We start from the raw sequence: 13,174 nt of genomic DNA on the forward strand, positions 1-13,174 counted from the left end.
CTGTTTACATATTTTTATCAATTCTTCTTAATGCCTCTTTCAGCATGGTCTCAGAGCTACATAACGATATACGGATATATCGTTTCCCATTTTCTCCAAAGATGAAACCCGGTGTAATAAATACGTGAGCTTTCATCAGGATTGAGTCGGCAAAATCGGCGACACATTCTATATGATCCGGAATTTTTGCCCATATGAACATTCCGGTCTGTTTTTCATCATAAGTACATTCCAGGCGATCCATAATGGCATAAGCCAGCTTTTTTCGCACTTCATATGCAGCATTGTTGGAATCGTACCATTCTTTTGGTGCTTTCAGGGCTTCCGCAGCTGCAAGCTGTAACGGTTTGTACATTCCTGAATCCACATTGCTTTTCACCCTGATAATATAACTGATCAAGGTGGCATTAGCCGCAGCCATTCCAACACGCCACCCGGCCATATTATGGCTTTTTGACATCGAATTCAGCTCGATACACACATCTCTGGCACCTTCAACCTCCATGATACTCATGGGATTGTCGTTCAGGATAAAGCTGTAAGGATTATCGTTCACTACCAGAATATCATTACGTTTTGCAAACGCCACAATATCTTCAAACAACTTTTTTGTGGCAGGTGTACCCGTTGGCATGTTCGGGTAATTGATCCACATAATCTTTACCTTCGCCACACCTTCTTTTTCAAGCTGATCCAGATCAGGGAACCAACCCCTCTCCTCTTTCAGATCGTAAGTCCTAATTTTGGCACCCACCAATTCACTTACAGAACTGTATGTAGGGTAACCAGGATCAGGCACCAACACTTCATCGCCTGGATTTAAAAAAGCCAGCGAAATATGCGTAATACCTTCCTTGCTTCCAATTAAAGGCAGAATTTCTGAGTTCGGATCAAGTGTAACCCCATACCATTTTTTATACCATTCGGCAAAAGCTTTACGGAGTTCCGGAATCCCGTTATAACTCTGGTAACCGTGGTCACCATCTTTCGATGAAGCCTTGTGTAATGTTTCAATCGTTGCATCAGAAGGTGGCAAATCAGGATTTCCAATGCCAAGATTAAGAATATCTGTTCCTTCGGACCGCATTTTTGCGATTTCCTTCAATTTTACCGAAAAGTAATACTCCTTAACGTTACTAATTCTTTCAGCTGGTGAAATCATCGTGTGATTGTTTTCCTTGTTTATATTCTCCTAATATTTTCATGTTTTTAGTCAGCGGCTTAATGGCCTCCAGTGATTGCTGATAACGGATGTAATCGTTAAAAGTCAGATCCACATAAAACATGTATTCCCATTCACGGCCTAAAACCGGCAGGCTCTGAATTTTTGTAAGGTTAATGCCATAGAACGAAAGTATGGTTAACACTTTAGAAAGACTTCCTTCCTCATGCGGCAATGCAAATACTACCGACGATTTGTTTACCACTTCTTTTAACGCGAAATCGGCGGAAAGGTTCCACGGGTCACCGATAATCAAAAAACGGGTGAAGTTTTTCTTGTTGGTTTCAATGCTTTCGGCCAAAATATTCAACCCGTAAGTACGGGCCGCCAGATCACTGCAGATTGCCGCCGCACCTGACATTTTATCCGATTGAACATTCTTAGCACTCAACGCGGTATCATCAGATTCAATCAGGCGCATAGCCGGATACTGATCCAGATAGTCCTCGCACTGCATTAATGCCATCGGGTGTGAATAAACCTCACGAATATCTTCAATTTTCTGCCCCGGCAATGCACAAAGGTTGTGTTTGATTCTGAGTTTGTATTCTCCAATAATACTAAAGTTTGATTCCCTTAGAAGATTATAGTTTGGAAGCAAACTGCCTGCCAGCGTATTCTCTATCGCAATAATGCCGTAAACAGAACCATCCTTTCTAAGCGTGTTGAACACATCTTTAAAGGTAATACAGGGAATTATATCCACATCGTCGTTTTCGAAATAAGCCTTTGCCGCAATTTCGTGAAATGCTCCTGCAATTCCCTGAATGGCCACCTGTTTTGTTTTTACCATCTTTTATTTTGTATTTACTGTTACAAAAAAAAATCCCGCTTTTCAGCGGGATTCTGTATTATTATATATGTTCAGTTCAATGTATACAAAATCCCGCCACCTTTTTAAAGTAGAAATAAAAATAAAAGTTAAAAAAGTAACCGGATTTCATTTTTCCTATTTTTTGTTTGCGCAAATATAACCAATTTTTAATTGATCAAACACAATTACAATAAAAATGTGATTTTTTGTATTAAATCATTAACAAAACTAAACTTTATCATTTTTAATACTAATGATTTATCACAATTGCACGAATCGTTATTCCCTTACTGCTTTTAACAGACAGCAGATATAAACCATCGGGCAAATCCGATATGTTCATTTCTGTTACAGAACCGGAAGCTGATTTCAAAACCTTGCCTTTTAAAGACAACACAGCCACACTTTGGATAACATCCTCTGAATCAAACTGGATCACCTCTGAAGCAGGATTTGGATAAACCTTCAGACTCATGTTCTCCGGATCATTTATAGCGGATGGACCAACATAGAAATTCTCGCTCCACACCTCACTTAAAGTTCCTTCGGTATTCTGAACCCAAATATGTATGACATGATCTCCGTTGCCAAGAGAACTGATATCAATATCAAAATCTTCATCAACCTCCCACAATTCAGGATTAAGATTCAACGTATATAAAGATTCTTCATCATCAAAAGAATAGAGAACGGCATTTAGTTTTGGAGTCAACGTCTTATAAAATGGATGCCGGAATGTCTCACCCCAAGATCCTTCATCCTGCGAGCGGTAAAATAATACGTGATAGCCCGGTTCAATATTTTCCAGTGAAATAACCGAATTGATATCTGCTACATCAGCAGAACCTTCAAAAAGACTGATTCCGTTTCCATAACCCGGATCAACATCGATAAAATATTCCAGTCGTGTAATATTCTGTACAGGTAATGACACAAACACATTCTGATAAAAAGTTTGCCCCCAACCATTCACATCATCCTTTAGCCTGTAATACAAGGTATGAAATCCCGGAGAAACGGTCTCAAGTGAAAGTTCTGAGGCCAGTGTCAGCGACTCTGTTGGCGTAAAATTCATTAAGTAACCATTTCCGTATCCCGGATCATTATCTACAAAATACTCTCCCTGTGTGAGTGTTTGTCCAAAACACAACAACGGGAATACCAAAAAAATCAAACATAATTTTTTCATAGCGCTTATTTTTGACTTCTGGCATTAATCTTTACAACCATACTTCCGGTTGCTGTTGCAGGAATTTCAACGTTATAAATAAATGGCATGGGTGGCAAGCCGGACAAAATATACTGATCATCTCCGCCGAATGGTCCACAATCGACACTACCTTCTCCAGCCTCTTTAGCCACGGAAGTTTCTGATAATACATATTCTCCGTCCGTGGATGTATCACCTGTAACAAAAAGATCATCCCACACAACATTTCCAACATTACCTGTTCCTGCCGGAGCATCATGACTTACAATGTTATACTGGTAGGTTGAACCATCCCTTGTGCTTATATAACCGGAAATATTATTTTTAATACCCGAATTAAAAGCAATAATGTCACTTCCAGCCATATTATTTGTAATCGTTGCAGTTGTTTTTGCATTAAAACCTATTGATCCTGTGGCAATATTATTTGTTATAATTAAACCAGTGGCAAATAAGGTCTCCGAACTCCAACGGGTATCAATACTGGCTAAGTAGTTTTTTGAGACAATACAATTTTGAACCGCTTTTTCATAACAGAATGCAATTGTACCATTAATATGATTTCTTTCAATTATCAGGTCACTTGCATCCACTTGCAGTGCATCAAAACCTCCTACGATTGACATCCCAATAATGACGGATCCCCGACCAGCAGAATCAACGTATAGTACACCTAGTTCGGCAGGAAGAATATTATCATTTCCAATTTCATTTTCACCAAGAAAATAGCCAGGACCAATTATTACAAGCTTCTTATATAAGGTATCTTTATCCCCATAGGCCAGATTTGAGCCTTCGAACATTAAAGTATCTCCCGGAGCTGCGGCATCATGTGCCTCCTTAAATGAAGTAAAATCTGCATCAATGCCAACCGTATTATTGACCCGCCACTTTGTGGCATTAGAATTAAAACTAAACAAAAGAAATAGAATAAGTGAGGTAAAAAAAAGTCTTTTCATGATCATATAAAATTTAAATGAGTTAAACGTATAATTTCGTACCTAATGGCATGTAAAAGGTTTAATAACAAATAAAATGCTAAGGGACTGAGAACGCTAAATATACGAACTTTAAAATGATATGTCTATTAAAAAATCCTGAACAATGAATTATTTTATCAACAATTTAAATTTAAGCCGGATAAGGTTTAGACTAAAAAATGCTGAATCCCGGGAGGCAAAATATTCAGGGCATAAAAAAAGCTTCACATTTTCGTGAAGCTTCGTGGGCGGTATAGGATTCGAACCTATGACCCCTTGGGTGTAAACCAAGTGCTCTGAACCAGCTGAGCTAACCGCCCGTGTTACATTTTTTCAAATGCGGTGCAAATATATGCTAAGTTTTTATTCCTGCAAAAAATTTGATGAAAAATATTGAGAATCATTAAAATTAATTCCATCAAAGTACGAATAAGCTATTTTTAGATATATTAATATGTCTATTCTCACTCAACAAACCTCCTGGAATACCCACATATAACTGATATAAAGCTACTTAACTCTTCACATCTACACATACCAATAATTTCAACAATAAAAAGTTAATAAATCAAAGCACAAAAAAATTAAACAAGTTGAATCAATTGGCTATTTTTTATATTTTTGCATTTAATTATTTTAACAACAGTGTAAATGTCTGAAAATAAAAAAATTAAATCCGCTCTTATTTCTGTATTCCACAAAGAAAATCTGGACGAAATTATTACCAAATTACATAACGAAGGTGTCAAGCTCATAAGTACCGGGGGAACAAGAAGTTTTATAGAATCTCTGAATGTCCCTTGTACAGCGGTCGAAGACCTTACTTCTTACCCTTCAATACTAGGCGGTCGCGTTAAGACTTTACACCCTAAAATCTTCGGAGGGATACTTTCAAGAAGAGATAACAGCGGAGATAATGACCAGTTAAACGAATACGACATACCGGAAATTGATCTCATTATTGTGGATCTTTATCCGTTTGAAGATACGGTTGCTTCAGGTGCAGCGGAACAGGACATCATAGAAAAAATTGATATTGGCGGAATTTCATTGATCCGTGCTGCAGCCAAAAATTTCAAAGATGTTATTATAGTTCCTTCTCAGGAACAGTATGGCAAACTACTTGATATCCTGAATTCAAAAGGGGCACAGAGCTCTATTGAAGAAAGAAAATCTTTTGCCCGAGATGCTTTTGCTGTTTCTTCACATTACGATGCTGCCATATTCGGATATTTCAATCAGGATGCCGATACCAAACGTATTAGTCTGAATGAAGGACACGTGCTGCGTTATGGAGAAAATCCGCATCAGAGTGCCACATTTTTCAAGTTCAACAATGTGGACGAAGGAGCTTCCCTGGCAAATGCAAAAATACTTCAGGGTAAAGCACTTTCGTATAATAACCTTCTGGATGCAGACGCGGCCTGGAAATCAGCCAGTGATGCTTTCCATTCTGTGACACACCTCAACGTCAAATCGGCAGTTTCTGTTATTAAGCATCTGAATCCCTGCGGATTGGCTGTCACTGACAATATAATGAAGTCGCTGGAGCTGGCCTGGGCCGGTGATCCGGTCAGTGCTTACGGAGGTATTATTTGTTTCACCGGAGAGGTCACAAAGGAGGTGGCAGAATGGTTCAGTAAAAAATTTATTGAAATTATCATTGCGCCTTCATACAGCGAGGAAGCCAAAGAGGTTCTGGCAAAGAAAAAGAATTTGAGAGTTCTTGAAATTCCGGTAAAAAATGAAACAACCGGCGAAAAACTGTACCGTTCCATCAGCGGTGGGATGTTGGTGCAGGATGAAGATGAAGGAATGGACAGCGACTTTACACAGGTAACCAAGGTAAAGTTTGAAGATAACAAAATGAATCTTGCCCGTTTTGGAATTACAGCATGCAAACATTTAAAAAGCAATGCCATTGCAATTGTAACAGAACAGGCAGACGGATCTTTCTGGCTGACGGGTGCCGGTATGGGTCAACCCAACCGACTTGACAGTCTGAGACATTTAACAATGCCCCGTTTTAACCTCAAGGAAGGCGTTGAAATCGAACAATCTGTTCTGATCTCTGATGCTTTCTTTCCTTTCAGGGACAGCATTGAAGCTGCCAACGAATACGGCGTAAAATACATCGTTGAGCCGGGTGGAAGCATCCGCGATAACGAAGTTATTGAAGCATGTGACGAATTTGGAATTGCAATGTTATTTACCGGCAGACGCCACTTTAAACATTAAAAAACAAACTTAACATGGGATTATTTTCCTTAACTCAGGAAATTGCAATTGACCTGGGGACTGCAAACACAATTATTATTCATAACGACAAAATCGTAGTGGACGAGCCTTCGGTAGTAGCACTGGACAGAAGGGACGATAAGCTTATTGCTTTAGGCGAAAAGGCCCGTCAGATGCATGGGAAAACACATGAAAACATAAAGGTTATCCACCCGTTGCGCGATGGGGTTATTGCAGACTTCTATGCTGCAGAACTTATGATCAGGGGGATGATTAAAATGATCAATAAAAAACCGCGGCTATTCTCCCCTTCATTGAAAATGGTGGTTTGTATCCCATCCGGAAGTACAGAGGTTGAGATCAGAGCTGTACGTGACTCCTCGGAACATGCAGGTGGCCGGGAGGTTTATATGATTTACGAACCAATGGCGGCAGCAATCGGGATCGGTATTGATGTGGAAGCACCGGAAGGAAGCATGATCGTCGACATTGGTGGTGGAACAACGGAGATCGCCGTAATTTCACTGGGCGGTATCGTATCCAACAAGTCCATTCGTATTGCAGGTAATGACCTGACACAGGATATTATGGAATATATGCGTCGCCAGCATAACATTAAAGTAGGTGAGCGTACTGCCGAGTTCATTAAAATAAATGTGGGGGCAGCATTAACTGACCTTGAAGATCCACCACAGGATTATATTGTTCGCGGACCAAATGCTATGACAGCACTCCCAATGGAAGTTCCTGTTTCGTATCAGGAGATTGCCCACTGCCTTGAAAAGACACTCTCTAAAATTGAGGCTGCGGTTTTAAGTGCATTGGAACAAACACCTCCGGAATTGTATTCCGATATTGTAAACAAAGGGATATTTCTGGCCGGTGGTGGAGCCCTGTTAAGAGGATTGGATAAACGCCTGAGCGACAAGATAAATATACCGGTTCATATTGCAGATGACCCGTTGCATGCCGTTGCCAGGGGCACAGGTATTGCGCTTAAAAACGTGGATAAATTCCAGTTCCTGCTTCGTTAAACTGCCACAAGGCAACAAATATGGGATACTGATTTATGCGGAATTTGATCCGTTTCTTCATACGGTTTCAGAATATTTTCCTCTTTATTTTTCTTGAGGCCATAGCTTTTTTGCTCATTTTTAACAACAATCCTTATCAACGTGCCACCTTTCTGAACTCCGGAAGCGATATAGCAGGTTACGTTTATAACCAGTCAAAATCTATAAGTAATTATTTCCAGCTGCAAAAGGAAAACAATGACTTATCAGTTGAAAATGCTGCATTAAAGAATCTTTTGTTCTATAACAAAAAGGATTCAGCCTACGTTTCATATTTCAATGATTCCATGCCTCAAACGGAATTTTACTTCATCCCTGCACGTGTTGTTAATAATTCGGTTCACCGCAGAATGAATTATATAACGATAGATAAAGGATGGGCAGATGGAGTGAAAGCAGAAATGGGAGTAACATCTGCCAGAGGACTGGTTGGATCAGTTAAAGGCACCTCGAAGCATTACTCCATTGTAACACCTATTCTGAATACACAACAGGCTATAAGTTCCAAAATAGGGCAAACCGGATTTTTCGGTTCTCTGGTCTGGGACGGTACAGATTATCAGTATGCCAAACTGAAAGCTATTGAAAACCATGCTGATGTAGCTATTGGCGACACAATATTTACTTCAGGATTCGGTTCAATTTTCCCTGCGGGATTAACAGTAGGATACATCCATGATATTGTTTCAGACGAGGATGATGATTTTTATGATATTACGGTTAAACTTGCAGTAGACTTTAAGTCATTATATTTTGTGGAAGTGATAGGAAATGAATTCAAGTGGGAAGTTGATTCATTAAAAGTGCTGGAGGAAAGAGATGATTAGACTCATAGCAAAATATGTTATTTATTTTATTTTCCTGGTTCTGTTGCAGGTAACGGTACTGAACCATATTAATTTTATGGACCATATAAATCCCTATCTGTACATACTTTTTATCCTGGCCCTTCCGTTCAGCGTATCAAAATCAGGTGTTCTGCTACTTAGTTTCCTGATGGGCTTCACGATTGATATGTTTGTGGGGACACCCGGAATAAATACTGCAGCTACAGTATTTATGGGGTTTCTCAGAAATATATTACTTCCTTTTCTGGAACCAAGGGATAACTACGAACCCGGAACGCATCCTTCGGTGGCAGAATACGGCTGGGCATGGTATATGCGATACGCAATCATCCTGGTTGTACTTCACCATGTTGCGCTCTTCTTTCTGGATGCTTTTTCCATGGAAAATTCAGGGACAACCCTTCTCTACAGTTTATACTCTTCGGTATTTACGCTGATCCTGATCATTTTATCACAGTCGAGCACATCAAAACGAACTTTGCTCAGTGAATAGTTTCAGAGATACAGATAGCAGAAAATTCATTCTGGGGGGAATCGTATTAATTATTTCCCTTACATTCATCATATCCTTGTTTAACCTGCAGGTAGTGGACGAAACAGCCAGATTATCGGCAGATGATAATACCATCCGGACTGAGATTGTCTACCCGTCACGTGGAAAGATCTTTGACCGAAACGGTAAACTTTTGGTCTATAATAAGGCGGCCTATGATTTAATGGTTCTACCACGGAAACTGGAAGCTTTTGACACACTAAAACTTTGCAATGCCATAAATGTCACACCTGAGGCGTTGGAAAAACAGATGACAAAAGCTAAAAACTGGTCATGGAACCGGGCTTCCATTCTGTTCTCACAACTCTCAGCGAAAGATTACGCTTTTCTTCAGGAGATACTGTATCAATTCCCCGGGTTTTATGTACAGCAGCGCACCATCAGAGCTTATAATTATCCAAATGCAGCACAGGTTCTGGGATATCTGGGTGAGGTAACGCCTGAAATGATCAAGGATGATCCCTTCTATAAATCCGGTGATTATGCCGGTATGAGTGGCATCGAAAAAACCTATGAAGAATTCCTCAGAGGTGAAAAAGGACAACGTCTGATTCTGGTGGATCGCTTTGGAAGAGAAAAAGGATCATACAAAAACGGATCCTATGACCAGCCTCCGGTGACAGGATCAGACATCACCCTGTCGATCGATATCGACCTGCAAATCTATGCAGAAAAACTGATGCAGAACAAACTTGGCAGTATTGTTGCCATTGAACCCAAAACAGGTGAAGTTCTCGCCCTTGTCTCAGCTCCAACATTTGATCCGGCAGTTTTAACAGGCAGGTTACGTTCAGATGCATTTAATCAGCTCAATACAGACACTCTTAAGCCACTTATAGACAGGGCTATACAAGGGAATTATTCTCCCGGTTCAACATTTAAAATGGTGGTTGGAGCCATTGGGCTTCAGGAACAATCCATAAATCAATACACCCTTTTCAGTTGTCAGGGTGAGGCCTCTAAACCTATTAATTGTTCTCATTCTCACGTATCACCACTAAATGTTGTTACTGCGATAGAACTTTCCTGTAATCCTTTCTTTTACAAAACGTTTTACCAAACCATAGAAAGGCCTACTCTGGAAGAAGTAAAATCTCAGTATATAAAATGGGCTGATTATGTACAAAGCTTTGGTTTTGGTAAAAAACTGGGGATTGATTTACCTTACGAATATAACGGCTCTGTTCCTGAAGCATCCTATTATGACAAACTCTACCGAAAAGTATGGCGGGCAAACACCATCCGCTCACTGGCAATAGGCCAGGGAGAATTGCTGGTTACGCCTATTCAGATTGCCAACGAAGCGGTTGTGATGGCCAACAGTGGCAAATACTACATCCCACACATTGTAAAATCAATCGGACATGAGAAATATGTTCGGGAGAAATATACGGAATTGCACTACACAAAAGTTGATTCATCAAATTTCAAACTCATCAGGGAAGGCATGAGAGAAGTTTATTCCGGTGAAGATGGTACTGCAAGATGGTACAGGAACAGATCTATGCAGATGGGAGGAAAAACAGGGACAGTAGAAAACTCACAGGGTGAAAACCACTCTGTGTTTCTTGCATTCGCGCCCTTTGATGATCCACAAATTGCCATATCTACCCTGGTTGAAAATGCCGGATATGGATCCGCCTATGCTGCTCCTATAACTACACTGTTAATGGAGAAATACATTACGGACAGTATTCCTCCATATCATAAAGCCAAAGAACAAGAGATGTTTGATGCAAACCTGATTGAACATGGACAGGAGACAGAGTAGCATACGATCACTTGACTGGATAACCATTGCGTTATTCCTGTTTTTCATTGCATTCGGATGGATCAGCATTTTTGCATCCAGCCTTGGCGATGAGCCTTCCATGACCATTGGCATGGACACGCGAGCGGGAAAGCAATTATTATGGATCGGAGCGTCAGTGGTTCTTGCTCTGGTTGTATTAATTACAGACAGTAAATTTTTTGAAGCTTTCGCATATCCCATATATGCAGCTATTTTGCTGTTACTCGTGGCTGTTCTGCTTATTGGGGTAGAGGTTAAGGGAGCTACTTCCTGGATCGCCATCGGGTCGTTCAGACTTCAACCCGCTGAATTCATGAAGTTTGCCACGGCATTGGCCCTGGCCAAAGTTCTGTCCCGGTTCAATTTTAGTTTTAACCGACTTAAAGATCTGGCTCTGGCCTTTTTTATTACCTTTTTCCCATCTGTGCTGATCCTGCTCCAAAACGATACCGGATCAGCACTGGTGTATGCATCTCTTGTTCTGGTAATGTACCGCCAGGGGTTATCCGGAATTTTTCTTACCGCCGCCATTCTGGCTGTTTTGTATTTTATTCTATCTCTTATCTACTCACAAAGCCTTGTGCTTATCATGATATTAGCGTTGGCTGTAATTGGAATTCTGGCTCAGAGAAAATATAAAGTTCTGCTGGGAATAGGGATTACAGCAGCCTCAACAACCGGAATTCTTTTACTCCTGAATGTATTTGGTTTTTATAAACCGGATCTTAAAATTATTCTCTCCATAGTTATAATTTTAAGTGCGTTATATCTTTTCTTCAGAGCACTGGTTGATAAATCACGGACTTATACACTTGCAGGATTGTTCCTGATAATTTCCATTGGCTACACCTTGTCCACAAACTATGTTTTTGAAAAAGTTTTGGAAGATCATCAGCGCACAAGGATAGAAGTGCTGCTGGGGATAAAAAGTGATCCGAGCGGTGCCGGTTATAATGTCAAACAGTCCCGGATCGCCATTGGGTCAGGTGGATTCACAGGCAAAGGATTCCTGAACGGAACCTATACAAAATTCAAATATGTCCCGGAACAAAGCACCGACTTTATTTTTTGTACCGTTGGTGAGGAATGGGGATTTATGGGAACATTCACTGTTATTGCACTTTTCTCCTTCTTCCTTATCCGATTGATTTTTCTTGCTGAACGACAGCGAAGCCTGTTTTCGAAAATTTACGGGTATGGCGTATTTTCAATTTTCCTGTTTCACTTTATTATTAATATTGGCATGACGATCGGGCTGGCACCTGTCATTGGAATTCCACTGCCATTTTTCAGTTATGGGGGGTCATCGTTATGGGGCTTTACCATCCTGCTGTTTATCTTCTTAAAACTGGATTCAAACCGAATGCAGATATTAGCTTAATAACAGACACAAGACTTAAGAATCAAGACATAAGATTCTTTTTTATGAATGTATTTTTCATGCAATACGCAATATGTTTACCAGACGGGGGAAATAAACGCATCCTCAAAATGTTCAATTTCAGGTGCTTTGCCGGGCTGAAACAAGACCGCTATGACATCAAACCGTACCTCCATATCCACGTCATAGGTTTCGAGGTACGCTTCAGTAGCATCAATAATCATACGGATTTTCTTTTTTGATACGGCATCCTCGGGATTTTCAAAAATATCAGTGGTCCGGCTTTTCACCTCCACAACCACCAGTAAGTCATCTTTTTCAGCAACAATGTCGAGTTCTTTATGTCCAAACTGCCAGTTGGTATGACGGATATGGTATCCCTGTTGTTGCAGATATATCCGGGCCAGTTCTTCGCCCCGGTTACCTTTTTTACGGTTGTTCTGTGTCATCTGGTTTGAGTTTAAGGAATTATAAAGATACGACATAAGTATAAAGCCATCAAATAATACCACCCGTTCCGGGTTTACAGTACCGTATATTAACTGTCCTTTTTACAATATTGACATCCCTTCGGGATTAAACCAAATTTACGGACCGGCAATAATTACACAACAAAACCTGAAGGGTTGATATTTTTATAGCTGTGATCATATCCGGATGAAAGAAAATCCTAAAAGGATGACAGAGTAAACTTTATGTATTCCTGTGAAATTGAAACACACATTTTATAATGCAAACTGTTCTGGGTTTACGATACAGTATATTGGCTGTCTTTATTACAATAATGGCATCTCTTCGGGATTGCGTGCCCCACACGGTTTGCGATCAGTTATGCTACGGGATTATAATAATGAAAGGTAGAGAACAGGTCCATCACTAACCTTTTATAGTAAACCCGAAGGGTTGATATTTTTATAGCTACGATCATGTCCTAATGAAAAAAAATCCCGAAGGGATGACAGAACCCTAATTGACAATATAGGGATAGAATACATTAAATTAAATCAGAGGAGTTATAATAAATTTTCATAATTTTATTATTGATTACTATTGTACTAAACAT

At 40.0% G+C, this 13,174-nt stretch carries 11 protein-coding genes and 1 tRNA gene; 6 read left to right on the plus strand and 6 right to left on the minus strand.

Going from position 1 to position 13,174, the window contains the following annotated elements:
* Window positions 1-4 precede the first annotated feature (4 nt).
* The 5 genes from ACE01N_RS10675 to ACE01N_RS10695 form a co-directional block, all read right to left on the minus strand.
* Entirely contained in the window at window positions 5-1,162 is a 1,158-nt protein-coding gene (locus ACE01N_RS10675) for a pyridoxal phosphate-dependent aminotransferase (RefSeq protein WP_380588303.1), read from the minus strand.
* Window positions 1,146-2,015: a prephenate dehydratase gene (locus tag ACE01N_RS10680; RefSeq protein WP_375730023.1), complete on the minus strand. Its 870-nt coding sequence runs from the start codon at window positions 2,013-2,015 to the stop codon at window positions 1,146-1,148. Before ACE01N_RS10680 ends, ACE01N_RS10675 begins: the two co-directional genes overlap by 17 nt.
* A gap of 271 nt (window positions 2,016-2,286) precedes the next feature.
* Complete coding sequence (locus tag ACE01N_RS10685; RefSeq protein WP_380588308.1) at window positions 2,287-3,225, minus strand: T9SS type A sorting domain-containing protein; 939 nt, start codon at window positions 3,223-3,225, stop codon at window positions 2,287-2,289.
* A 5-nt stretch (window positions 3,226-3,230) separates the two neighbouring features.
* Window positions 3,231-4,205, minus strand: a complete 975-nt coding sequence (locus ACE01N_RS10690) for a hypothetical protein (RefSeq protein WP_380588311.1) — start codon at window positions 4,203-4,205, stop codon at window positions 3,231-3,233.
* A gap of 266 nt (window positions 4,206-4,471) precedes the next feature.
* A tRNA-Val gene (locus ACE01N_RS10695) sits at window positions 4,472-4,546 on the minus strand.
* A 331-nt stretch (window positions 4,547-4,877) separates the two neighbouring features.
* Here ACE01N_RS10695 and purH point away from each other — a divergent pair.
* The 6 genes from purH to rodA are packed head-to-tail and all read left to right on the plus strand — an operon-like array spanning window position 4,878 to window position 12,111.
* The gene (purH, locus tag ACE01N_RS10700; protein WP_380588314.1) at window positions 4,878-6,464 is read left to right on the plus strand and encodes a bifunctional phosphoribosylaminoimidazolecarboxamide formyltransferase/IMP cyclohydrolase; all 1,587 of its coding nucleotides are present in this window, start codon (window positions 4,878-4,880) and stop codon (window positions 6,462-6,464) included.
* Between the two features lie 14 nt (window positions 6,465-6,478).
* Window positions 6,479-7,498, plus strand: a complete 1,020-nt coding sequence (locus tag ACE01N_RS10705) for a rod shape-determining protein (RefSeq protein WP_375730027.1) — start codon at window positions 6,479-6,481, stop codon at window positions 7,496-7,498.
* A 35-nt stretch (window positions 7,499-7,533) separates the two neighbouring features.
* Complete coding sequence (gene mreC / locus ACE01N_RS10710; RefSeq protein ID WP_380588318.1) at window positions 7,534-8,364, plus strand: rod shape-determining protein MreC; 831 nt, start codon at window positions 7,534-7,536, stop codon at window positions 8,362-8,364.
* The gene (locus tag ACE01N_RS10715; RefSeq protein ID WP_380588321.1) at window positions 8,357-8,878 is read left to right on the plus strand and encodes a rod shape-determining protein MreD; all 522 of its coding nucleotides are present in this window, start codon (window positions 8,357-8,359) and stop codon (window positions 8,876-8,878) included. The genes mreC and ACE01N_RS10715 overlap by 8 nt, the downstream gene beginning before the upstream one ends.
* Window positions 8,871-10,709: a penicillin-binding protein 2 gene (gene mrdA / locus ACE01N_RS10720; protein ID WP_380588324.1), complete on the plus strand. Its 1,839-nt coding sequence runs from the start codon at window positions 8,871-8,873 to the stop codon at window positions 10,707-10,709. The genes ACE01N_RS10715 and mrdA overlap by 8 nt, the downstream gene beginning before the upstream one ends.
* Window positions 10,690-12,111 carry a rod shape-determining protein RodA gene (gene rodA / locus ACE01N_RS10725; protein ID WP_380588327.1) on the plus strand — a complete coding sequence of 474 codons (1,422 nt, stop codon included), beginning with the start codon at window positions 10,690-10,692 and terminating at the stop codon, window positions 12,109-12,111. The genes mrdA and rodA overlap by 20 nt, the downstream gene beginning before the upstream one ends.
* 77 nt (window positions 12,112-12,188) lie before the next feature.
* Here the strand turns inward: rodA and ACE01N_RS10730 are convergent, their stop codons facing one another.
* Window positions 12,189-12,560: a YraN family protein gene (locus ACE01N_RS10730; protein ID WP_380588330.1), complete on the minus strand. Its 372-nt coding sequence runs from the start codon at window positions 12,558-12,560 to the stop codon at window positions 12,189-12,191.
* Window positions 12,561-13,174: the final 614 nt, after the last annotated feature.

It is taken from the genome of Quyinboa ferrireducens (genome assembly GCF_042436675.1).
GTDB lineage: Bacteria > Bacteroidota > Bacteroidia > Bacteroidales > UBA5342 > JBHJHP01.